Raw genomic sequence first — 22,348 nt, forward strand, 5'->3', positions numbered from 1 at the left:
CATGCAACGACAGGACACCCATAGCAAGCTGATCGGCTACCTGCTGTGGATCTTCGGTTTTCTCGGTTCGCACCGTTTCTATTACGGCAAGCCGGTCACCGGCACCATCTGGTTTTTTACCCTCGGTCTGCTGTTCGTCGGCTGGATCATCGACCTGTTTCTGATCCCCTCGATGGATCGCGAGGCGGACCTGCGCTTCACCGCCGGCGATACCGACTACAACGTCGCCTGGATCCTGCTGACCTTCCTCGGCGTGTTCGGCGTGCACCGCATGTACCAGGGCAAGTGGATCACCGGGATCATCTACCTGTTCACTGGCGGCCTGTTCCTGATCGGCGTGCTCTACGACTTCTGGACGCTGAACACGCAGATCTCGATCAAAAACGCACGGCGCGGTTGAGTCAGAGGCAAGTGAGTTGCACGATCTGCCCCTCTCCCCCGGCCCCCGCTCTGCGCCCCAGCCCCTCGCAGAGCTCAGGGCGCTTGAGCGGGCGAAGCGATGCTTCGCTATTTCCGCTCAAGCCCCGCAAGCGGGAGAGGGGAGACAAGCGGCGTAGCCCGGATGCGATCCGGGGAAATGAAAAGGGCATCCCGCGGGATGCCCTTTTCGTTGCTGCTGGCGGGATCAGTCGTCGCTGTCGTCGTCGTCCGCGCCATCGACCTTCATGCCCAACTCCTTGATCTTGCGCGTCAGGGTGTTGCGGCCCCAGCCCAGCAGCAGGGCGGCGTCGCGGCGGCGGCCGGCGGTGTGCTTGAGGGCGGTCTCGATCATGATGCGCTCGAAGGCCGGCACGGCGGTATCGAGCAGGTTCGACTGGCCGCGTGCCAGGGCCTGGTCGGCCCACAGGCGCAGCGCCTGTTCCCAGTTGGTCACCGGTGCGGCGTCCTGCGGCTGGGTCAGCAGCTCCGGGGGCAGGTCGTCGACATGCACTTCACGCCCCGAGGCCATTACGGTGATCCAGCGGCAGGTGTTCTCCAGCTGGCGCACGTTGCCCGGCCAGGGCAGGTGCTTGAGGTAATCCTCGGTCTCGCTCTTGAGTAGCTTCGGTTCCACCGCCAGTTCCTGCGCGGCGCGGGCGAGGAAGTGGTTGGCCAGAGTCGGTATGTCCTCGCGGCGGTCGGCCAGGCGCGGAATGTGGATGCGGATGACGTTGAGGCGGTGGAACAGGTCTTCGCGGAACTTGCCGGCCTGCACCAGAGTTTCCAGGTTCTGGTGGGTGGCGGCGATGATGCGCACGTCCACCTTCACCGGGGTGTGGCCGCCGACGCGGTAGAACTCGCCATCGGCCAGCACGCGCAGCAGGCGCGTCTGGGTGTCGGCCGGCATGTCGCCGATCTCGTCGAGGAACAGGGTGCCGCCATCGGCCTGCTCGAAGCGACCGCGGCGCTGGTTGGCCGCGCCGGTGAAGGCGCCCTTCTCGTGGCCGAACAGCTCGGACTCCATCAGATCCTTGGGAATCGCCGCCATGTTCAGGGCGATGAACGGCGCGGCTGCGCGCGGGCTATGGCGGTGCAGGGCATGGGCCACCAGCTCCTTGCCGGTCCCGGATTCGCCGTTGATCAGCACGGTGATATTGGAGTGCGACAGGCGGCCGATGGCGCGGAACACCTCCTGCATCGCCGGCGCCTCGCCGATGATCTCAGGCGTGCGCGCCTGGGCGGCAGGGGCGGCCAGGCTCTGTTGCTCCTGGGCGTGCTGGAAGGCGCGTTTGACCAGCGATACGGCTTCGTCGACGTCGAACGGCTTGGGCAGGTATTCGAAGGCGCCGCCCTGGTAGCTGGCCACCGCGCTGTCCAGGTCCGAATGCGCGGTCATGATGATGACTGGCAGGCGCGGGTACAGCTCGCGGATGCGGGCCAGCAGGTCGAGGCCGCTGGCGCCGGGCATGCGGATGTCGGAGATGATCACGTCCGGCTGCTGGCGGGTCAGGCGGGCGAGTACACCGTCGGCGCTGTCGAAACTCTGAGTGGTCATGCCTTCCTGTTGCAGGGCCTTTTCCAGTACCCAGCGGATGGAACGATCGTCGTCGACAATCCAGACGGTTTCACTGCGGCTCATGGCGTGGTCGCTCCTTGTTCCAGTGGCAGGAAGATCGAGAACACGGTGTGGCCGGGGTGGCTCTCGCACTCGATCAGGCCCTGATGCTGACTGATGATGTTCTGGGTGATGGCCAGGCCCAGGCCGGTGCCGTCGGCACGCCCGCTGACCATGGGATAGAAGATGGTTTCCTGCAGTTCCGGCGGAATGCCGGGGCCGTTGTCGATGATCTCGACCTTGACCACCAGGCGGTGGCGCGTGTGGCCGATGGTGAACTGGCGCAGGGTACGGGTACGCAGGCTGATGCGCCCCAGACCCATGTCGTGCTTCTGCCCGGCGATGGCCTGCATGGCGTTGCGCACGATGTTGAGCACGGCCTGGATCATCTGCTCGCGGTCGATCAGCAGATCCGGGATGCTCGGGTCATAGTCGCGCACCAAGGTGATGCTGCCTTGGGCTTCCGCCTCGATCAGGTTGGCGACCCGTTCGAGCACTTCGTGCACGTTGGTCATCGCCAGCGACGGCAGCTTGTTCGAGCCGAGCATGCGGTCGACCAGATTACGCAGGCGGTCGGCCTCCTCGATGATGACGTTGGTGTAGTCCTTGAGCTCTTCGTTGGGCAGCTCGCGCGACAGCAGCTGGGCCGCGCCACGAATGCCGCCGAGCGGGTTCTTGATCTCGTGGGCCAGGCCGCGCACCAGCAGTTTGGTGGTTTCCTGCTTGGACAGCTGCGCCTCTTCCTTGGTGATGCGCAGCAGGCGGTCGCGCGGGTGCACTTCCAGCAGCAGCAGGGTCTCGCCCTTGCTGAACAGCGGCGTCACCGCATAGTCCACGGTCAGCGTCTGGCCGGTGACCGAGGTCAGCACGGCTTCACGCTTGTTGAACGGATGCGCCTGCTCCACCGCCTGGCGCAGCGACGACAGCGCCTCGGGCGATTCGGTGAACAGGTCGCTGATGAACTGGCCATGGCTGCGCTGGCCACTGACGGCCAGGAGCATTTCCGCCGCCGGGTTCATGTACTCAAGGCACAGCTGGCTATCGAGCAGCAGGGTGGCGGTGGTCAGGTTGTCGAGTAGCAGTCGGTGCAGCGCGTCGTTGATGGTCATAGGCAGTGCGTTCCGGCAATGGGCAGGAAAATGCAAGAAGCAAACCAAGGCCCCGAAAAGACGCATTTTTTTTGCCCGCCCTTGTTGGCGGCCCGTCTTTGGCGCTCGCCAGCCGGGCCAGACGTCGCTCCCGGCTGCTTTTGGGGCGTTCGCAGGCAGGCGCAGCCGAGGCGAAGCCGCTGGGTAGGGGAAGCGACCCAAAACAGGGAGAGCTTAGGAGGTGGTGTGCATGATTGCACCATAAAGGTGCGAGCTGGCTCAGAAGAAGGGCAGGATGCTGACCTCTTCCTTGGGCTTGTCTTTCAGCGGGCACTCGGGCCGTACGCCGTATTCATCCTTCTTGCACGGGTTCACCTTGCGCTTCTGCGCCAGGCTCATGCGGTGCATGTGAAAGGGCTGCGCCGGCGTGCGCTCGACGATAAGGCCGGCAGAGTCGATGATCTCTGCCACCAGTTGGTGCATGCCGCGGTCGACGTGCCGCAGGGAAAACACCGGGCTGCGGCTGATTTCGCCCTGAGGTTCGCCATCGAGCAGCAGACGGTAGCTGTGGCCGGGCAGCAGGCCCGGCTCACTGTTGAGGGTCACGATCATATCCCCCGAGCCGTTGTGGATCGAGGCGTCCGGCTCCGGCACGAGAATGCGCAGCACCTGGTAGTGCACCGTGGGCTTGGTAACCGCGGGTGGGGCCATGCGCACCGTCGGCTTGGGCTGGCTCAGCTCCACGCTGTTGGCTGGCGCCAGCATCACCCGTTCGGCATTGCTGCTGCGTGGCTTGTCGGTGAATACGCGGTTACCGTCGGCGTCGATGTAGGTGTAGACCTGACCGAAAGCGAGCGGTGCGGCGAGCAGAAGCAGGATGAGCGGAAATCGCATAGTCAATTGGCAGGCTTCGGCTTAGGGCGTGGAGGCGGTGGTGGGGTCTGGCGCGCCGGACTGTTCAGGCTGATGCGCTGTACGGTAAAGGTTTCGGTGGCGCTCTGCTGGACGATTCGGTCGCCGGCCATCACGGCCACGGCCAGTGCGTGCTCGCCACGGTCGATATTGGTCAGTTGCAGGCTCGGAACGTTGCTGGCCTGGCCGTAGGGTTCGCCATCGAGAATCAGGCGCAGACGGTGACCGGGCTGCAGGCGCGGCTTAATGTTCACGCCAACGATGAAGGTGCCGTTGTTGGCGCGCATGGCCTCATCATCCGGGATGCCGGTCAGGCTCAGCTCGGCATAGGGCGCTTCGCTCTGCGCCGAAGTATCGTCTTCGGCCGGCGGCATGCTGGGCGTCTGCATCTCCACCGTGTTGGTTGGCGGCAACTCGACACTCTCGGCAGCCGTGCCGTCCGGCGGCTGATTGGTGAAGACGGTATTGCCGTTGGCATCGGTGTACTTGTAAATCTGCGCACTGGCCGGCAGGGCCAGGGCAAGCAACAGGCAGGCGAGTAATGGGCGCATGGGCCGATCCCTCCTCGGGTGATGCGCTAAGCCTTGCACTGCTATCGGTTCCTGGCAAGCGCAGGGCGCTATGGCTGTGACGTTTGGCTACAAAAAGTGGAATCGGATCTGCCGTCGGAGCGAGCTCTGCTCGCGAACCTGGCGACCTGAAGAGCTTCGCGAGCAGAGCTCGCTCCTACAGGGCATGGTGTTGTTGCCTGCCCATAAAAAAGCCCCGCCAGGCAGGGCCGGGCAGGGCTCTTGAAGCGCGCCGCACGAGGGCGGCGCGAATCTGGTTTAGACGCTGTAGTACAGGTCGTATTCCAGCGGGTGTACGAAGGTACGTACCTTGATTTCTTCTTCGCTCTTCAGCTCGATGTAGGCATCGATGAAGTCGTCGGAGAACACGCCGCCCTTGGTCAGGAATGCGCGGCCCTTGTCCAGCTCTTCCAGGGCTTCTTTCAGGCTGCCGCACACCTGCGGGATCAGCTTGCCTTCTTCCGGCGGCAGATCGTACAGGTTCTTGTCGGCGGCATCGCCCGGGTGGATCTTGTTCTGGATACCGTCCAGACCGGCCATCAGCAGTGCAGCGAAGCACAGGTACGGGTTGGCAGCCGGGTCCGGGAAGCGCGCTTCGATACGGCGGGCTTTCGGGCTGGAAACGTACGGGATACGGATCGAGGCGCTGCGGTTGCGAGCCGAGTAGGCCAGCATGACCGGAGCTTCGAAGCCCGGAACCAGACGCTTGTAGGAGTTGGTCGACGGGTTGGTGAAGCCGTTCAGGGCCTTACCGTGCTTGATGATGCCGCCGATGAAGTACAGAGCGGTCTCGGACAGACCGGCATAGCCTTCGCCTGCGAAGGTGTTCTTGCCGTCCTTGGAGATCGACATATGCACATGCATGCCCGAACCGTTGTCGCCGTACAGGGGCTTGGGCATGAAGGTAGCGGTCTTGCCGTAGGCGTCGGCTACGTTGTGCACGCAGTACTTCAGGGTCTGAACTTCGTCAGCCTTGGCAACCAGGGTGTTGAACTTCACGCCGATTTCGTTCTGGCCGGCAGTGGCCACTTCGTGGTGGTGCACTTCGACGACCAGGCCCATTTCTTCCATGGCATTACACATGGCAGTACGGATTTCGTGGTCGTGGTCGCACGGCGGAACCGGGAAGTAACCGCCTTTGACGGCCGGACGGTGGCCCTTGTTGCCGCCTTCCACGTCCTGGTCGGTCATCCAGGAGCCTTGCTCGGAGTAGATCTTGAACATCGAGCCGGAGATGTCGGACTTGAACTTCACTTCGTCGAAGATGAAGAACTCGGGCTCCGGGCCCACGAATACGGTGTCACCGATGCCGGTGGTTTTCAAGAACTCTTCGGCACGCTTGGCGATGGAGCGCGGGTCACGATCGTAGCCCTGCATGGTGCTCGGCTCGATGATGTCGCAAACGATGATCAGGGTCGGCTCTTCGGTGAACGGGTCCAGCACGGAGGTTTCGTCGACCGGCATCAGGATCATGTCGGAGGCTTCGATGCCTTTCCAGCCATGGATGGACGAGCCATCGAACATCTTGCCGTGCTCGAAGAAGTCCTCGTCCAGGGCGTCACGGGCCGGCATGGTCACGTGGTGCTGCTTGCCTTTGGTGTCGGTGAAGCGCAGGTCTACCCACTTTACGTCGTGTTCTTTGATCAGTTGAACAGCCTTAGACATGTTGTCCTCCAGATGGAAAAGGCTCGCTTCGTGGAGCCCCGATATGTGCGGTGAAGCCCGGCGGGATAGTCCTTCAGGGCGACCTGCCTCACAAGGGAGCAAATTGCATGCCAGTGCCCTTTAATGGGCAGAGACCGCGAAACTCAGGCGCTGCGCCGGCTGCACGCTGATCTCGTGCAGATATTTGCACCATTTGAGGGCTGCAATTTCTCGTGAAGACCTATTTTGGTGCACTGTCTCGGCGCTGCAGTATTTTTGGTCAAAGCTTGAACAATTTCCGCTATAATCCGCGCCCCTGTTTTTTCGTCCCCCAAGTGGGCGGCCTATTCATGAAGCTGATCGTCAAAGTTTTCCCGGAAATCACCATCAAGAGTCGCCCGGTGCGCAAGCAGTTCATTCGCCAGTTGGGGAAGAACATTCGCTCCGTGCTGCGTGACCTTGACCCCGAGCTGCGGGTCACGGGTGTCTGGGACAACCTGGAGGTCGAGACCGACCTGGACGATCCGCGCCTGCTCAGCGAGATGACCGAACGCCTGCGCAACACACCGGGCATCGGCCTGTTCCTCGAAGTCAACGAATACCCGCTGGGCGATCTGGACGAGATCACCGAGCATTGCAAGCGCCACTACGCCGACCAGCTGCCGGGCAAGATCTTCGCTGTACGCTGCAAGCGCGGCGGCAAGCACGTGTTCAGCTCCATCGATGTCGAGCGTCATGTCGGTTCGCGCCTGCGCCAGGAGTGCGGTGCAGCCGGCATCGACCTGAAGAAGCCGGAAGTCGAAGTGCGCATGGAAATTCGTGACCAGCGCCTCTTCGTGGTGCACAACCGTCACGAAGGCCTCGGCGGCTACCCGCTGGGCTCGCTGGAGCAGACTCTGGTGCTGATGAGCGGCGGTTTCGACTCCACCGTCGCGGCCTATCAGATGATGCGTCGCGGTCTGGTCAGCCACTTCTGCTTTTTCAATCTGGGTGGCCGTGCCCATGAATTGGGCGTGATGGAAGTGGCGCACTACATCTGGCAGAAGTTCGGCCGCTCGCAGCGCGTGCTGTTCGTCAGCGTGCCGTTCGAAGAAGTGGTCGGCGAGATTCTCGGCAAGGTCGACAACAGCCAGATGGGCGTCATCCTCAAGCGCATGATGCTGCGCGCCGCCAGCCGTGTTGCCGAAAAACTGCAGATCGAGGCGCTGGTCACCGGGGAGGCGATCAGCCAGGTGTCGAGCCAGACCCTGACCAACCTGGCGGTGATCGATTCGGCGACCGACATGCTGGTGATGCGTCCGCTGATCGCCAGCCACAAGCAGGACATCATCGACACCGCCACGCAGATCGGCACCGCCGAGTTCGCCAAGAACATGCCTGAGTACTGTGGCGTTATCTCGGTCAACCCGACCACCAAGGCGCGCGGTTACCGCGTCGAGAAGGAGGAGGCGCAGTTCGACATGGCCATCCTCGATCGTGCTCTGGAACGTGCCACCCAACTGCCCATCGACCGCGTGATCGACGAGCTGGGCAAGGACGTGCAGGTCGAGGAGGTGCGTGAGGCGCTGGCCGGGCAGATCGTCATCGACATTCGCCATCCCGATGCTGCCGAAGACGAGCCGCTGGACGTGCCGGGCGTCGAGGTGCAGGCGCTGCCGTTCTATGCGCTGAACAACAAATTCAAGGAACTGGATGAGAACCGCCAGTACCTGCTGTATTGCGACAAGGGCGTCATGAGCCGCCTGCATGCCCATCACCTGCTGAGCGAGGGGCATGCCAATGTGCGCGTTTATCGTCCGGCATAGGACGCCGGGGTTGAATGGCGGGAGTATCCGCCATCGCCCTCCCGACCCAGCGCTTCAAGCGATGCCCTGTCTGGTTCGCTGAAACAGTTTTCTTCATATTCGTCGTCCAGGCTGGGCGACACACCGAATCCTCTGATCGAGATACACACAGTGATCGAAAATCTGCGCAACATCGCCATCATCGCCCACGTCGACCATGGCAAAACCACCCTCGTCGACAAACTGCTGCGTCTGTCCGGCACCCTCGACCGCAAAGAAGCGGAAAACGAGCGCGTCATGGACTCCAACGACCAGGAGAAAGAGCGCGGCATTACCATTCTGGCCAAGAACACTGCGCTGAAGTGGGGCGACTACAACATCAACATCGTCGACACCCCCGGACACGCCGACTTCGGCGGTGAAGTGGAGCGTGTGATGAGCATGGTCGACTCCGTATTGCTGGTAGTCGACGCTCAGGACGGCCCGATGCCGCAAACCCGCTTCGTGACCCAGAAGGCGTTCAAGGCCGGCCTGCGTCCGATCGTCGTGGTGAACAAGATCGACCGTCCGGGTGCGCGCCCTGACTGGGTCATCGACCAGATCTTCGACCTGTTCGACAACCTCGGCGCCACCGACGAGCAGCTGGACTTCCCGATCGTCTACGCCTCGGCCCTGAACGGCATCGCCGGCATGGACCACGAGAAGATGGACGACAACATGGACGCGCTGTTCCAGGCCATCGTCGACCACGTTCCGGCTCCGGTCGTCGACGTCAACGGTCCGTTCCAGATGCAGATCTCGCAGCTGGACTACAACAGCTTCCTCGGCGTGATCGGCATCGGTCGCATCGCCCGCGGCACCATCAAGGCCAACAGCCCGGTGACCGCCATCGGTGCCGACGGCAAGCGTCGCAACGGCCGTATCCTGAAGATCATGGGCCACTCCGGCCTGCAGCGCGTCGAAGTGCAGGAAGCCACTGCCGGTGACATCGTCTGTGTATCGGGCATGGACGAGCTGTTCATCTCCGACACCCTGTGCGATCAGAACAACGTCGAGGCCCTGCCGCCGCTGACCGTCGACCAGCCGACCGTGAGCATGACCTTCCAGGTCAACGACTCGCCGTTCGCCGGCAAGGAAGGCAAGTTCGTCACCAGCCGCAACATCAAGGATCGCCTGGAGAAGGAACTGCTGCACAACGTCGCCCTGCGCGTCGAGCCGGGCGAGACCCCGGAGAAGTTCAAGGTCTCCGGCCGTGGCGAACTGCACCTGTCGGTGCTGATCGAAACCATGCGTCGCGAAGGCTTCGAGCTTGCCGTCGGCCGTCCTGAAGTGGTGATCATCGAGAACGAAGCCGGCGAGAAACAAGAGCCGTACGAGAACGTCACCATCGACATCGAAGAACAGCACCAGGGTTCGGTGATGGAGCAGATGGGCCTGCGCAAGGGCGATCTGACCAACATGGTTCCCGATGGCAAGGGCCGTATCCGCCTGGAATACACCATCCCGGCGCGCGGCCTGATCGGCTTCCGTAACAACTTCCTGACCCTGACCTCGGGCAGCGGCATCCTGACCTCGACCTTCAGCCATTACGGCGCGATCAAGGCGGGCGAAGTCACCAACCGTCAGAACGGCGTCCTGGTCTCCATGGCCACCGGCACCGCGCTGACCTACTCGCTGGAAACCCTGCAGGCGCGCGGCAAGCTGTTCCTCGAGCCGGGTCAGGAAATCTACGAAGGCCAGCTGTGCGGTATCAACAGCCGTGACAACGACCTGGTGATCAACCCCACCAAGGGCAAGAAGCTCGACAACATGCGTGCTTCCGGCAAGGACGAAGTCATCGCCCTGGTACCACCGATCAAGTTCACCCTCGAGCAGGCGCTGGAATTCATCGCCGACGACGAGCTGGTGGAAGTCACGCCGAAGTCGATCCGTCTGCGTAAGAAGTACCTGAACGAGAACGACCGCAAGCGCTTCGAACGCGCCAAGGTCTGAGTCTTTTCAGGCTGAAATGAAAAGCCCCGCCAGAGCGATCTGGCGGGGCTTTTTCTTGGCCTGCATACCTGCGTGCAGCTTTCGGGTGTCGCGCGCTTACGTCAGACGTTGCTTCCGGCCATTTCGGCTCCATGCCGCCTGAGCGGAGCAGGGCGGCAAAAGAAAACCCCGGTCTCCTTGCGGAGCCGGGGGTTTCTTGATTTGCCTTAGCCTGCGTTCGGTCGGCAGGCCAGCAGCCCGTAGGCTGTGAGCCCGATCAACAGTAGCAGGCTGAGCGTCATCACTCGCCCGCGACCTGACGCAGGTTCTGCGCCGGGGTGTCGTCGAGGTTGTTGAGCATGCGCTCGCTGTACCAGTCGAGGAAGTTGATCACGCCGAACTCGTAGGTCTTGGAGTACGGGCCGGGCTGGTAGGCGGTGGAGTTGATACCGCGCTGGTTTTCCTCGCCCAGGCGGCGGTCCTGGTCGTTGGTGGCATCCCAGACTTCGCGCAGGCGCGCCACGTCGTAGTCGACGCCTTCCACGGCATCCTTGTGTACCAGCCACTTGGTGATGACGATCGACTCCTGGGCGCTGATCGGCCACACGGTGAAGTTGATCATGTGGTCACCCATGCAGTGGTTCCACGAGTGCGGCAGGTGCAGGATGCGCATCGAGCCCAGGTCCGGGTCGGTGATGCGGCCCATCAGCTTCTTGCAGCCCTGCTTGCCGTCCATGGTCATGGATACGGTGCCCTTGAGCAGCGGCATGCGCACGATACGGTTGCGCAGGCCGAAGCTGGCGTGGGCGTAGGGAATGTTGTCCTTGTCCCAGCGGGTGGTGCACTCGGCGACCTGGTCCTTGAACGCCTGGCTGGCGCGCGGGTCGGTTACGTCGTCCCATTCCAGCAGGGTGTTGAGCAACTCCGGGTGCGAACCGTTGCAGTGGTAGCACTCGCGGTTGTTCTCCAGCACCAGTTTCCAGTTGGCCTGCTCGCGCATGACGCTCTGCACGGCAACCTTGGTGTTTTCCATATCGTACGGTTCCATGTAGTGGGCCAGGGTGGCCAGGAACTCGTCGATGGCAGGCGGGTTCTCCGCCAGCGAGATGAAGATGAAGCCGCCAGCGGTTTTGCAGGCAACCGGCTTGAGGTTGTAGTCGGACAGTTTGAAGTCCTGACCCATCTCGGTGCCGGCGAACAGCAGGCGGCCGTCCAGCTCGTAGGTCCACTGGTGGTACGGGCAGACCAGCTTGGCCACCTTGCCCTTGTCAGTTACGCACAGGCGCGAGCCGCGGTGACGGCAGACGTTGTGGAAGGCGTGGATCTGGTTGTCGTTGCCGCGGATGATGACGACCGGGTTGTCACCGATCTGCTGGGTGATGAAGTTGCCTTTGGCCGGAATCTCGCAAGTCATGCCGGCGATGAGCCATTCCTTGAGGAAGATTTCCTGCATGTCGACCTGGAACAGGCGCTCGTCGTTATAGAAGGGCTGCGGCAGCGAGAAGGTGTGGTCGCGCTCGTGCAGCATCTGGGCAGTGGCCTTGCGGACGGGCTCCAGTGGGTCGCCCAGGCTCAGGTTTTGGGTGCAGTCCATGATGACTCCTCAATTGGCCGGTGCCTTGCACCTGCCGGAAATGGTGGCTGATACGGTATGTGCCGCAAGGTGTTGAGAGACCGCTGCTGCCTGCTAGGGGCATGCATGCTTGGTGAGGCGGAGTGTGGATCCGGGCAAAGGTGAATCCTTATCCATGGACGACATGGCCGGATTTGTTTCCGACGCGCCAAGCCCCGTGTATTGGGGCAGGTCGCGATAAGTATGCGGATGTCGCTGTTAGATAAATGACGGCACTCAGCCTTTCGCACAATCCGCCCCATATGAGCCGATATCCGGCCGTGTGGAGAGCTGTTCATGACCACCACTAACTCCTTCCTCAACCCGGTTACCACGCAGACCTGGACCAATGGCCGCCACCTGGTGCGCTGCGTCAAGGTCATCCAGGAAACCTGGGATGTCCGCACCTTCTGTTTCATGGCCGACCAGCCCGTGCTGTTCTTCTTCAAGCCTGGACAGTTCGTCACCCTGGAGCTGGAGATCGACGGTCAGCCGATCATGCGTTCCTACACCATCTCCAGCTCGCCTTCGGTGCCTTACAGCTTCTCCATCACCATCAAGCGCGTGCCGGGTGGCAAGGTGTCGAACTGGCTGCACGACAACCTCAAGGAAGGCGACGAGGTGCCGGTGCATGGTCCGGTAGGGCTGTTCAACGCCATCGACTTCCCGTCCGACAAGGTGCTTTTCCTGTCGGGCGGCGTCGGCATCACGCCGGTGATGTCGATGGCGCGCTGGTTCTATGACACCAATGCCAACGTCGACATGGTCTTCGTGCACAGTGCGCGCTCGCCCAAGGACATCATTTACCAGCGCGAGCTGGAGCATATGGCGGCGCGCATCAACAACTTCAGCCTGCACGTGATTTGCGAGAAGCACGGCCTGGGCGAGTCCTGGGCCGGATATCGCGGTTACCTGAACAAGCCGATGCTGGAGCTGATGGCGCCGGACTTCCTCGAGCGGGAAATCTTCTGCTGCGGCCCGACTCCCTACATGAGCGCGGTCAAGCGCCTGCTGGAAGTGGCCGGCTACGACATGAGTCGTTACCACGAAGAAGCCTTCGGCCCGACGCCGCCGGAGATTCGTGCCGAGGTCAAGGAGCTGGCTGCCGAGGCCGCCGAGGCCCCCGAGGTGCCGGTCGGCGATCTGCATCAGGTCGAGTTCACCAGCACCGGCAAGAGCATTCGGGTCGCCCCCGGCGAAACCGTGCATGCCGCCGCTGCCAAGCTTGGCCTGCATATTCCCAAGGCCTGCGGTATGGGTATCTGCGGCACCTGCAAGGTGATGAAGACGGCAGGCGAAGTGGATATGGAGCACAACGGCGGCATCACCGACGAGGACGTGGCCGAAGGCTATATCCTGTCGTGCTGCAGCGTGCCGAAAGGAGACGTGGCGATCGATTATTGATCGCCGCAAGGTGGAGTCCGGCTGCAATCCGGGTTGCCAGTCCCGTCGTTGCCGGATTTCATCTGCTGCACAATCAGAAGCCCCACTTGTGGGGCTTCTGTCGTTTTCAGGCGCCCATCACTTCGCGGATGTCGGCGGCCAGCTGGCGTACGCGGGCTTCGTCGGTATCCCACGAGCACATGAAGCGCGCGCCACCGGCGCCGATAAAGGTATAGAAGCGCCAGCCGCGGGCGGTGAGGGCGGCGATGGCCGGCTCCGACAGTTGCAGGAATACGCCGTTGGCTTCCACCGGGAACATCAGGCTGACGCCTGGCACGTCTTCGACCAGCGATGCCAGCAGCTGCGCGCAGCGGTTGGCGTGGTTGGCATACCTGAGCCAGGCGTCATCCTGCAGGATGCCGACCCAGGGCGCCGACAGATAGCGCATCTTCGAGGCCAGCTGGCCGGCCTGCTTGCAGCGGTAGTCGAAGTCTTCGGCCAGCGCCTTGTTGAAGAAGATGATCGCCTCACCCACTGCCATGCCGTTCTTGGTGCCGCCGAAGCACAGCACGTCGACACCGGCTTTCCAGGTCAGCTCCGCCGGGCTGCAGCCGAGGAAGGCGCAGGCGTTGGAGAAGCGCGCGCCGTCCATGTGCAGGTTGAGCTTCAGCTCCTTGCAGACCTGGCTGATGGCGCGGACTTCCTCCGGGCGGTAGACGGTGCCGACCTCGGTGGCCTGGGTGAGAGTGACCACCCGTGGTTTCGGGTAGTGAATGTCCTGGCGCTTGAGCGCGATCTCGCGGATCGCCTGTGGCGTCAGCTTGCCGTTGTCGGTCTTGGCCAGTAGTAGCTTGGAACCGTTGGAGAAGAATTCCGGCGCGCCGCACTCGTCGGTCTCGACGTGCGCGGTCTCCGAGCAGATCACGCTGTGATAGCTCTGGCACAGCGAGGCCAGGGCCAGCGAGTTGGCGGCGGTGCCGTTGAAAGCGAAGAACACTTCGCAATCGGTCTCGAACAGGCGGCGGAAATGATCGGCAGCGCGTGCCGTCCATTCGTCATCGCCGTAGGCGCGCTGATGGCCTTGGTTGGCTTCGGCCATGGCGGCCCAGGCTTCGGGACAGATGCCGGAGTAATTGTCACTGGCGAATTGCTGGGCATTGTCGGGCATGGGTGCGTTCCTTCTGAAGAGCCTGGCGGCAGGTCTGCCGGCAAAGCGTCAACTTTACTCTCAAGGCCCCGCTTCAGGCGTCCGAGGCGGCGACGAGTTGTTGCGCTGATGCGTACTGCGTGGTCCGTTCGCGAACGGCCGTTCGGCTTGGAGATGGAACTTGAGGCTTGCCCTGGGGTTCACACCTAGCAGAGGGCGGCACTCGATCCGCCCTTCGCAATCAAGAGAAGGAGTGTCATATGACTTATCGTCACCTGCTCGCCCTTGCCCTGCCGCTGGCTGTGGCGCTGCCCGTTTCCGCTGCCCAGTGGTCGGATAACGCCAAGACCGAGTTCGTTCAGCAGTGCATCGCTGGCGCGCCGGCGGGATATGAGGAGCCCCAATTGCGAGCCTATTGCGACTGCGCTGCGACCAAGGTCAGTGAGGAGTTCAGTGAAGCCGAGCTGCAGGAGATGGCCCGCCAGTCACCTCCCGATACTGCGATGCAGCAGCGTCTGGTGAACGCATCCAGCAGCTGCAGCGGCAAGCTCAAGCCCTAATCCTGTGTTGAGCGATTAGTGCGCATGCAGGCCGGAGCCCCATGGGCTCTGGCCTGGCGCCGTGTTTCCACAGCCAGTGCACAACCCCGTCCCCAGTATTTGTGCACAAGGCAAATATAACTCGTTGATCCTGTTCGATTTTTAGTCGCTTCTCGGGAGGCCCCGGCAGCTCTGCCGTTGCGCCCGTGTCGAACAGCCTATGCACACTTTAATCCACAACTTCTGTGCATATCCCCAGCCGATTTCCGTCGCCTGAACTGTCGCTGGTGGATAAGCCGTGCGAGCTGTTTCGCTGTGCAGATATCGACCTTTCGCGCCAGGTTCAGAGCCGGTGCGCCCCGCAGCCGTCGATCGACAGCTTTTCCACAGGCTCGTCCACAGTTTCTGTGCATGCCTGTTCTTGCTAACTGATTGATATTGGTCAGGAAATGTCCGTTGTCCTGCGCCCCGCGCAGGCGCTAGGTCTGCGTGCTGTATGCACGGTTTATCCACAGCCTGATCCACCTGATTTGTGCGCAAAGCGATGCGCTCATCTCGACTCGCCTGATTGCGACAGGGCTATGTCGCAAACAAATGCTCTCACGGCGTTAGCAGGCATCTGGGGGGGCATGGCCGGCCCTACCATCGCTCCACAGGGCCTTGCCGGCCCGTTAGTCCAAGACCGCCGCCCAAAGGCGCTGCAGGAGAGTCGAGATGTTCAGCAAGCAAGATCAGATTCAAGGTTACGACGACGAGTTGCTCGCGGCGATCAATCAGGAAGAACGCCGTCAGGAAGAGCATATCGAGCTGATCGCCTCGGAAAACTATTGCAGCCAGCGTGTGATGGAAGCGCAAGGCAGCGGCCTGACCAACAAGTACGCCGAAGGTTATCCGGGCAAGCGTTATTACGGTGGCTGCGAGTACGTCGACAAGGTCGAGCAACTGGCCATCGACCGCGCCAAGCAGCTGTTCGGCGCCGACTTCGCCAACGTCCAGCCGCACTCCGGCTCGTCCGCCAACTCCGCTGTCTACCTGGCGCTGCTCAACGCCGGCGACACCATCCTCGGCATGAGCCTGGCTCACGGTGGTCACCTGACCCACGGCGCCAAGGTGTCCTCCTCGGGCAAGCTGTATAACGCCGTGCAGTACGGCCTGGATCCTGCTACCGGCCTGATCGACTATGACGAGGTCGAGCGCCTGGCTGTCGAGCACAAGCCGAAGATGATCGTCGCCGGCTTCTCCGCTTATTCCAAAACCCTGGACTTCCCGCGCTTCCGCGCCATCGCCGATAAGGTCGGGGCGCTGCTGTTCGTCGACATGGCGCACGTGGCGGGTCTGGTTGCTGCTGGCCTGTACCCCAACCCGATCCCGTTCGCCGACGTGGTCACCACCACCACCCACAAGACCCTGCGCGGTCCGCGTGGCGGCCTGATCCTGGCCAAGGCCAACGAAGAGATCGAGAAGAAACTCAACTCTGCCGTGTTCCCGGGCGCCCAGGGCGGCCCGCTGATGCACGTGATCGCGGCCAAGGCCGTGTGCTTCAAGGAAGCCATGGAGCCTGAGTTCAAGGCTTATCAGCAGCAGGTGATCGACAACGCTCAGGCCATGGCCAAGGTCTTCGTTCAGCGCGGTTACGAGGTGGTTTCCGGTGGTACCGACAATCACCTGTTCCTGCTCAGCCTGATCAAGCAGGGTCTGACCGGTAAAGAGGCCGATGCTGCTCTGGGCCGCGCCGGCATCACCGTGAACAAGAACGCCGTGCCGAACGACCCGCAATCGCCGTTCGTGACCTCGGGTATCCGCATCGGTACCCCGGCCGTTACCACTCGTGGCTTCAAGGTCGCGCAGTGCGAGACGCTGGCTGGCTGGATCTGCGACATCCTCGACCACCTCGGCGACGCCGATGTCGAGGCGCAGGTGGCCAAGCTGGTCGCCGGGCTGTGCGCGGATTATCCGGTCTATCGCTAAGCCAACCCTCTCTCTCGGCCCCTCTCGCGCAGTCGCGAGAGGGCAGTAGAACCCTGGAGCATGCCCATGCAACGTTATTCCGGCTTCGGCCTGTTCAAGCACTCGTTCAGCCATCATGAGAACTGGCAGCGCATGTGGCGTAACCCAACGCCCAAGCCGGTTTACGATGTGATCATCGTCGGCGGTGGCGGCCACGGCCTGGCTACGGCCTACTACCTGGCCAAGGAGTTCGGCGTGAAGAACGTCGCCGTGGTCGAGAAGGGCTGGCTGGGTGGTGGCAACACCGCGCGCAACACCACCATCGTGCGTTCCAACTACCTGTGGGACGAGTCGGCGCACCTGTACGAGCACGCGATGAAGCTGTGGGAAGGTCTGTCGCAGGACCTGAACTACAACGTCATGTTCTCTCAGCGTGGCGTGTTCAACCTCGGCCACACCCTGCAGGACATGCGTGACATCGAGCGTCGTGTCAGCGCCAACCGCCTCAACGGTATCGACGGCGAGGTGGTGGACGCCAAGCAGGTGGCGGAGATGATCCCTTACCTGGATTGCTCGAAGAATACCCGTTACCCGATTCTCGGCGCCTCGCTGCAGCGTCGTGGCGGCGTGGCCCGTCACGATGCGGTGGCCTGGGGCTTTGCCCGCGCCGCTGACGCCCTGGGCGTCGACCTGATCCAGCAGACCGAAGTGATCGGTTTCCGCAAGGAAAACGGCGCGGTGATCGGCGTGGAAACCAGCAAGGGCTTCATCGGCGCCAAGCGTGTCGGCGTGGTCGCCGCCGGTAACTCCGGGCACCTGGCCAAGCTCGCCGGCTTCCGCCTGCCGCTGGAATCGCACCCGCTGCAGGCGCTGGTCTCCGAGCCGATCAAGCCGATCATCGACACGGTGATCATGTCCAACGCCGTACACGGCTACATCAGCCAGTCGGACAAGGGCGACCTGGTCATCGGCGCCGGCATCGACGGCTACAACGGCTACGGTCAGCGCGGCTCCTATCCGACCATCGAACACACCCTGCAGGCCATCGTCGAGATGTTCCCGGTGCTTTCGCGCGTGCGCATGAACCGCCAGTGGGGTGGCATCGTCGACACCACGCCGGATGCCTGCCCGATCATCGCCAAGACCCCGGTGAAGAATCTGTACTTCAACTGCGGTTGGGGTACCGGTGGCTTCAAGGCCACGCCGGGTTCGGGTCACGTGTTCGCGGCCAGCCTGGCCAAGGGCGAGATGCATCCGCTGGCCAAGGCGTTCTCCATCGAGCGCTTCCACAACGGTGCCCTGATCGACGAGCACGGCGCAGCCGGTGTGGCGCATTAAACATTCATCCCGCAGGGATGGCATCCGATGACCCTCTCCCGCTTGCGGGAGAGGGTGGCCCGAAGGGCCGGGAGAGGGTAGAGCGGTCTACACCGCAACCCTTTCCCCCAACCCCTCTCCCGCAAGCGGGAGAGGGGAGAACAAACGCCCTCTCCCATTGATGGGAGAGGGTGCCCGAAGGGCGGGAGAGGGTAGAGCGGTGGACACCGCACCCCTCACCCACAACCCCTCTCCCGCGGGAGAGGGGAGACAAGCTTGCCCCGCGCGGTCATCCGAGCGGGTTTGAAGATTTACCGGAGGTAGCGACCATGCTGCACATCTTCTGCCCTCACTGTGGCGAACTGCGTTCCGAAGAAGAATTCCACGCTGGCGGCCAGGCGCACATCGCCCGCCCGCTGGACCCGAACGCCTGCACTGACGAGGAGTGGGGCGAGTACCTGTTCTTCCGTGACAACCCGCGCGGCATCCACCACGAGCTGTGGATTCACGCGGCGGGCTGCCGTCAGTACTTCAACGTCACCCGTCACACGGTGAGCTACGAAATTCTCGAAACCTACAAGATCGGCGAGCTCCCCAGCGTGACTGAGGCATCGCTCACCGCGAAAAAGGCAGTCGACCAAGGAGTAACGGCATGAGCCAGGTCAATCGTCTTTCCCAGGGTGGCCGCATCGACCGCAGCCAGCCCTTGACCTTCAGCTTCAACGGCCAGACCTATCAGGGTTACGCCGGCGATACTCTGGCCGCCGCGCTGCTGGCCAACGGCGTCGACGTGGTCGGCCGCAGCTTCAAGTATTCGCGTCCGCGCGGCATCGTTGCTGCGGGTGCCGAAGAGCCCAATGCCGTGCTGCAGATCGGCTCCACCGAGGCGGCGCAGATCCCCAACGTGCGTGCTACCCAGCAGGCGCTGTACGCGAACCTCACCGCTACCAGCACCAACGGCTGGCCGAGCGTGAACACCGACCTGATGGGCATTCTCGGCAAGGTCGGCGGCGGCATGATGCCGCCCGGTTTCTACTACAAGACTTTCATGTATCCGCAGAACCTGTGGCTGACCTACGAGAAGTACATTCGTAAGGCCGCGGGCCTGGGTCGCTCGCCCAAGGAAAACGACCCGGATATCTACGACTACCTGAACCAGCACTGCGACGTGCTGGTGGTCGGTGCCGGCCCTGCCGGTCTGGCCGCGGCCCTGGCCGCCGGCCGCAGTGGTGCGCGGGTGATCCTGGCCGACGAACAGGAAGAGTTCGGTGGCAGCCTGCTGTCGACCCGCGAGATGCTCGATGACAAGCCGGCTGCTGACTGGGCCGCCAAGGCCATCGCCGAGCTGCAAAAGATGCCGGAAGTGACCCTGCTGCCGCGTGCCACGGTCAACGGTTACCACGACCACAATTTCCTCACCATCCACCAGCGCCTCACCGATCACCTCGGCGAAGTCGCGCCGATGGGCCAGCCGCGTCAGCGCATGCACCGTGTGCGTGCCGGTCGCGTGGTGCTGGCCACCGGTGCCCACGAGCGCCCGCTGGTTTACGCCAACAACGACGTGCCCGGCAACATGCTGGCCGATGCCGTGTCGACCTACGTACGTCGCTACGGCGTAGCGCCCGGCCAGAAGCTGGTGCTGTCGACCAACAACGATTACGCCTACCGCGTGGTACTGGACTGGCTCGACGCCGGTCGCCAGGTGGTGGCCGTGGCCGACGCCCGTAGCAACCCGCGTGGCAGCTGGGTCGAAGAAGCGCGTCGCCGCGGTGTGCGCGTACTCACCGGCAGTGCCGTGGTCGAGGCGCGTGGCAGCAAGCGTGTGACCGGTGCGCGCATCTGCGCCATCGATCTGGCCAAGCACAAGGTCACCAGCCCCGGTGAAGTGGTCGACTGCGATCTGATCGTGAGCTCCGGCGGTTACAGCCCGGTGGTGCACCTGGCTTCGCACCTGGGCGGCCGTCCTGTCTGGCGTGAAGACATCCTGGCGTTCGTTCCGGGTGAAGGCTTCCAGAAGCGTCACTGCGCCGGTGCGGTCAACGGCGTGTTCGGTCTGGGCGACGCCCTGGCCGATGGTTTCGAAGCCGGCGCCAAGGCAGCTGCCGAAGTGGGTTTCAACGCCGTGACCGGCAGTCTGCCGAAGGCCGAGAAGCGTATCGAGGAAGCCTCGGTCGCGCTGTTCCAGGTGCCGCACGACAAGGGCACCTCGCGTGCGCCCAAGCAGTTCGTCGATCAGCAGAATGACGTCACCGCTGCCGGCATCGAGCTGGCCACCCGCGAGGGCTTCGAGTCGGTCGAGCACGTCAAGCGCTACACCGCGCTGGGCTTCGGTACCGACCAGGGCAAGCTGGGCAACATCAACGGCCTGGCCATCGCCGCCAAGTCGATGGGCATCAGCATTGCCGAAATGGGCACCACGATGTTCCGCCCGAACTACACCCCGGTGACCTTCGGCGCGATCGCTGGCCGTCACTGCGGCGAGCTGTTCGAGCCCAAGCGCTACACCGCCATGCAGAAATGGCATCTGGAGAACGGCGCCGAGTTCGAGGACGTCGGCCAGTGGAAGCGCCCCTGGTACTTCCCCAAGAACGGTGAAGACATGCATGCCGCTGTGGCGCGCGAGTGCCTGGCCGTACGCAATGCTGTCGGCATCCTCGATGCTTCGACCCTGGGCAAGATCGACATCCAGGGCCCGGATGCGCGCGAGTTCCTCAACCGCGTCTACACCAACGCCTGGACCAAGCTGGACGTGGGCAAGGCCCGCTACGGCCTGATGTGCAAGGAAGACGGCATGGTCTTCGACGACGGCGTCACCGCCTGTCTGGCCGACAACCATTTCGTCATGACCACCACCACCGGCGGCGCCGGCCGCGTGATGGAATGGCTGGAGATCTACCATCAGACCGAATGGCCGGAGCTGAAGGTGTACTTCACCTCGGTCACCGACCACTGGGCGACCATGACCCTGTCCGGCCCGAACAGCCGCAAGCTGCTGGCCGAGGTCACCGACATCGATCTGGATAAAGATGCCTTCCCCTTCATGACCTGGAAGGAAGGCAAGGTCGGTGGTGTACCGGCTCGCGTGTTCCGCATCTCCTTCACCGGCGAGCTCTCCTACGAAGTCAACGTGCAGGCCGACTACGCTCTGGGCGTGTGGGAGAAGATCGTCGAAGCCGGCAAGAAGCATGGCCTGACGCCTTACGGCACCGAGACCATGCACGTGCTGCGTGCCGAGAAGGGTTTCATCATCGTTGGTCAGGACACCGACGGTTCGGTCACCCCGGACGATCTGGGCATGGGCTGGTGCGTGGGTCGTACCAAACCCTTCTCCTGGATCGGCTGGCGCGGCATGAATCGCGAGGACTGCCTGAAGGAAAACCGCAAGCAGCTGATCGGCCTCAAGCCGCTGGACCCGAACAAGGTCCTGCCGGAAGGCGCACAGCTGGTGTTCGATCCCAAGCAGCCGATCCCGATGACCATGGTTGGTCACGTCACTTCCAGCTACATGAGTGCGGCCATGGGTTACAGCTTTGCCATGGCCCTGGTCAGGGGTGGCCTGTCGCGTATCGGCGAGCGCGTGTTCGCGCCGCTGGCCGATGGCAGCGTGATCGAAGCCGAAATCGTCAGCCCCGTGTTCTATGACCCGAAAGGGGACCGCCAGAATGTCTAACGTGAATGTCTACAAGCAACGCCCCGACGATGTCGCCGGGCAATCGCCTCTGCACCACGCCGGCCTGCATGAGCTGGTCGGCAAGGGCCGCAAGGGCGCCGGGGTGACCCTGCGCGAGAAGAAGCTGCTGGGCCATCTGGTTCTGCGCGGCGACGCCGACGATGCCGACTTCGCCGGTGGCGTGCACAAGGCGCTGGGCCTGGAGCTGCCAGGCGCGCTAGGCCTGGTGGCCAGTGGCGAGACTTCGCTGCAGTGGCTGGGCCCGGATGAATGGCTGCTGATCGTGCCTGGCGGTACCGAGTTCGAGGTCGAGCGCAAGCTGCGCGACGCCCTGGCTGGTCAGCACATTTCGGTGGTCAACGTCAGCGGCGGGCAGACCCTGCTCGAGCTGCGTGGTCCGAAGGTGCGCGAACTGCTGATGAAGTCCAGCAGCTACGACGTACATCCGCGCAACTTCCCGGTGGGCAAGGCAGTCGGTACGGTGTTCGCCAAGTCCCAACTGGTGATTCGCCACACCGGCGAGGACACCTGGGAGCTGCTGGTGCGCCGCAGTTTCTCCGACTACTTCTGGCTGTGGCTGCAGGATGCCAGCGCGGAGTATGGGTTGGCGGTCGAGGCCTGATATCGAACGGCTCCCTGCGGGGAGAGGGGAAGGGCAGACTGCGTTGATTCGGATAGCCCTCTCCCCCGGCCCCTCTCCCATAAATGGGAGAGGGGGGCAAAGCAACGG

The 22,348-nt window shown here is 62.9% G+C and carries 17 protein-coding genes; 10 read left to right on the forward strand and 7 right to left on the reverse strand.

Features of this window, described 5'->3' with window-relative positions; translation table 11 throughout:
* The first annotated feature begins 1 nt into the window (after position 1).
* Complete coding sequence (locus DXK50_RS15765; protein WP_212630967.1) at positions 2-400, forward strand: NINE protein; 399 nt, start codon at positions 2-4, stop codon at positions 398-400.
* A 225-nt stretch (positions 401-625) separates the two neighbouring features.
* Here the strand turns inward: DXK50_RS15765 and ntrC are convergent, their stop codons facing one another.
* The 5 genes from ntrC to glnA all read right to left on the reverse strand — a co-directional run bounded on the left by ntrC (position 626) and on the right by glnA (position 6,269).
* Positions 626-2,059: a nitrogen regulation protein NR(I) gene (gene ntrC / locus DXK50_RS15770; RefSeq protein ID WP_004373752.1), complete on the reverse strand. Its 1,434-nt coding sequence runs from the start codon at positions 2,057-2,059 to the stop codon at positions 626-628.
* Complete coding sequence (gene glnL / locus DXK50_RS15775; RefSeq protein WP_129482515.1) at positions 2,056-3,144, reverse strand: nitrogen regulation protein NR(II); 1,089 nt, start codon at positions 3,142-3,144, stop codon at positions 2,056-2,058. The genes ntrC and glnL overlap by 4 nt, the downstream gene beginning before the upstream one ends.
* A 258-nt stretch (positions 3,145-3,402) precedes the next feature.
* The gene (locus DXK50_RS15780; RefSeq protein ID WP_212630968.1) at positions 3,403-4,017 is read right to left on the reverse strand and encodes a DUF4124 domain-containing protein; all 615 of its coding nucleotides are present in this window, start codon (positions 4,015-4,017) and stop codon (positions 3,403-3,405) included.
* A 2-nt stretch (positions 4,018-4,019) separates the two neighbouring features.
* A complete protein-coding gene (locus DXK50_RS15785) occupies positions 4,020-4,586 on the reverse strand; it encodes a DUF4124 domain-containing protein (protein ID WP_161866050.1) in 567 nt (188 codons plus the stop codon).
* Positions 4,587-4,862: 276 nt separating this feature from the next.
* Positions 4,863-6,269 (reverse strand): glutamate--ammonia ligase, encoded by a 1,407-nt coding sequence (glnA, locus tag DXK50_RS15790; protein ID WP_013717510.1) that lies wholly within the window; start codon positions 6,267-6,269, stop codon positions 4,863-4,865.
* 329 nt (positions 6,270-6,598) lie between these two features.
* On the opposite strand from glnA, the gene thiI reads away from it, so the two are divergent.
* Both thiI and typA read left to right on the forward strand, forming a co-directional pair.
* Positions 6,599-8,053, forward strand: coding sequence for a tRNA uracil 4-sulfurtransferase ThiI (gene thiI / locus DXK50_RS15795; RefSeq protein ID WP_212630969.1), 1,455 nt, complete (start codon positions 6,599-6,601; stop codon positions 8,051-8,053).
* Positions 8,054-8,203: 150 nt separating this feature from the next.
* Complete coding sequence (gene typA / locus DXK50_RS15800) at positions 8,204-10,024, forward strand: translational GTPase TypA (protein ID WP_161866047.1); 1,821 nt, start codon at positions 8,204-8,206, stop codon at positions 10,022-10,024.
* A gap of 280 nt (positions 10,025-10,304) precedes the next feature.
* Here typA and gbcA read toward each other — a convergent pair whose 3' ends face one another.
* On the reverse strand, positions 10,305-11,597 hold the full coding sequence (gene gbcA, locus DXK50_RS15805; protein ID WP_161866046.1) for a glycine-betaine demethylase subunit GbcA: 1,293 nt from the start codon (positions 11,595-11,597) through the stop codon (positions 10,305-10,307).
* A gap of 315 nt (positions 11,598-11,912) precedes the next feature.
* Between gbcA and gbcB the strand changes: the two genes are divergently transcribed.
* A complete protein-coding gene (gene gbcB, locus DXK50_RS15810) occupies positions 11,913-13,019 on the forward strand; it encodes a glycine-betaine demethylase subunit GbcB (RefSeq protein ID WP_161866045.1) in 1,107 nt (368 codons plus the stop codon).
* A 106-nt stretch (positions 13,020-13,125) separates the two neighbouring features.
* Here the strand turns inward: gbcB and DXK50_RS15815 are convergent, their stop codons facing one another.
* A complete protein-coding gene (locus DXK50_RS15815; protein WP_212630970.1) occupies positions 13,126-14,166 on the reverse strand; it encodes a threonine aldolase family protein in 1,041 nt (346 codons plus the stop codon).
* 239 nt (positions 14,167-14,405) lie between these two features.
* On the opposite strand from DXK50_RS15815, the gene DXK50_RS15820 reads away from it, so the two are divergent.
* The 6 genes from DXK50_RS15820 to DXK50_RS15845 all read left to right on the forward strand — a co-directional run bounded on the left by DXK50_RS15820 (position 14,406) and on the right by DXK50_RS15845 (position 22,240).
* Positions 14,406-14,705, forward strand: coding sequence for a hypothetical protein (locus tag DXK50_RS15820; RefSeq protein WP_161866043.1), 300 nt, complete (start codon positions 14,406-14,408; stop codon positions 14,703-14,705).
* A 693-nt stretch (positions 14,706-15,398) separates the two neighbouring features.
* Positions 15,399-16,652 carry a serine hydroxymethyltransferase gene (glyA, locus tag DXK50_RS15825; protein ID WP_161866042.1) on the forward strand — a complete coding sequence of 418 codons (1,254 nt, stop codon included), beginning with the start codon at positions 15,399-15,401 and terminating at the stop codon, positions 16,650-16,652.
* Between the two features lie 66 nt (positions 16,653-16,718).
* Entirely contained in the window at positions 16,719-17,969 is a 1,251-nt protein-coding gene (locus DXK50_RS15830) for a sarcosine oxidase subunit beta family protein (RefSeq protein ID WP_004373722.1), read from the forward strand.
* 308 nt (positions 17,970-18,277) lie between these two features.
* Positions 18,278-18,604, forward strand: coding sequence for a sarcosine oxidase subunit delta (locus DXK50_RS15835; RefSeq protein ID WP_212630971.1), 327 nt, complete (start codon positions 18,278-18,280; stop codon positions 18,602-18,604).
* Positions 18,601-21,618 (forward strand): sarcosine oxidase subunit alpha, encoded by a 3,018-nt coding sequence (locus DXK50_RS15840; protein WP_212630972.1) that lies wholly within the window; start codon positions 18,601-18,603, stop codon positions 21,616-21,618. Before DXK50_RS15835 ends, DXK50_RS15840 begins: the two co-directional genes overlap by 4 nt.
* Positions 21,611-22,240, forward strand: coding sequence for a sarcosine oxidase subunit gamma (locus DXK50_RS15845; protein ID WP_161866039.1), 630 nt, complete (start codon positions 21,611-21,613; stop codon positions 22,238-22,240). Before DXK50_RS15840 ends, DXK50_RS15845 begins: the two co-directional genes overlap by 8 nt.
* Positions 22,241-22,348: the final 108 nt, after the last annotated feature.

This window comes from Pseudomonas sp. KB-10, from assembly GCF_018221585.1.
GTDB lineage: Bacteria > Pseudomonadota > Gammaproteobacteria > Pseudomonadales > Pseudomonadaceae > Aquipseudomonas > Aquipseudomonas yangonensis.

Coding starts and splice junctions, on each gene's coding strand:
- DXK50_RS15765 (WP_212630967.1), top strand. CDS start 2: ATGCAACGACAGGACACCCATAGCAAGCTGATCGGCTACCTGCTGTGG.
- ntrC (WP_004373752.1), bottom strand. CDS start 2,059: ATGAGCCGCAGTGAAACCGTCTGGATTGTCGACGACGATCGTTCCATC.
- glnL (WP_129482515.1), bottom strand. CDS start 3,144: ATGACCATCAACGACGCGCTGCACCGACTGCTACTCGACAACCTGACC.
- DXK50_RS15780 (WP_212630968.1), bottom strand. CDS start 4,017: ATGCGATTTCCGCTCATCCTGCTTCTGCTCGCCGCACCGCTCGCTTTC.
- DXK50_RS15785 (WP_161866050.1), bottom strand. CDS start 4,586: ATGCGCCCATTACTCGCCTGCCTGTTGCTTGCCCTGGCCCTGCCGGCC.
- glnA (WP_013717510.1), bottom strand. CDS start 6,269: ATGTCTAAGGCTGTTCAACTGATCAAAGAACACGACGTAAAGTGGGTA.
- thiI (WP_212630969.1), top strand. CDS start 6,599: ATGAAGCTGATCGTCAAAGTTTTCCCGGAAATCACCATCAAGAGTCGC.
- gbcA (WP_161866046.1), bottom strand. CDS start 11,597: ATGGACTGCACCCAAAACCTGAGCCTGGGCGACCCACTGGAGCCCGTC.
- gbcB (WP_161866045.1), top strand. CDS start 11,913: ATGACCACCACTAACTCCTTCCTCAACCCGGTTACCACGCAGACCTGG.
- DXK50_RS15815 (WP_212630970.1), bottom strand. CDS start 14,166: ATGCCCGACAATGCCCAGCAATTCGCCAGTGACAATTACTCCGGCATC.
- DXK50_RS15820 (WP_161866043.1), top strand. CDS start 14,406: ATGACTTATCGTCACCTGCTCGCCCTTGCCCTGCCGCTGGCTGTGGCG.
- glyA (WP_161866042.1), top strand. CDS start 15,399: ATGTTCAGCAAGCAAGATCAGATTCAAGGTTACGACGACGAGTTGCTC.
- DXK50_RS15830 (WP_004373722.1), top strand. CDS start 16,719: ATGCAACGTTATTCCGGCTTCGGCCTGTTCAAGCACTCGTTCAGCCAT.
- DXK50_RS15835 (WP_212630971.1), top strand. CDS start 18,278: ATGCTGCACATCTTCTGCCCTCACTGTGGCGAACTGCGTTCCGAAGAA.
- DXK50_RS15840 (WP_212630972.1), top strand. CDS start 18,601: ATGAGCCAGGTCAATCGTCTTTCCCAGGGTGGCCGCATCGACCGCAGC.
- DXK50_RS15845 (WP_161866039.1), top strand. CDS start 21,611: ATGTCTAACGTGAATGTCTACAAGCAACGCCCCGACGATGTCGCCGGG.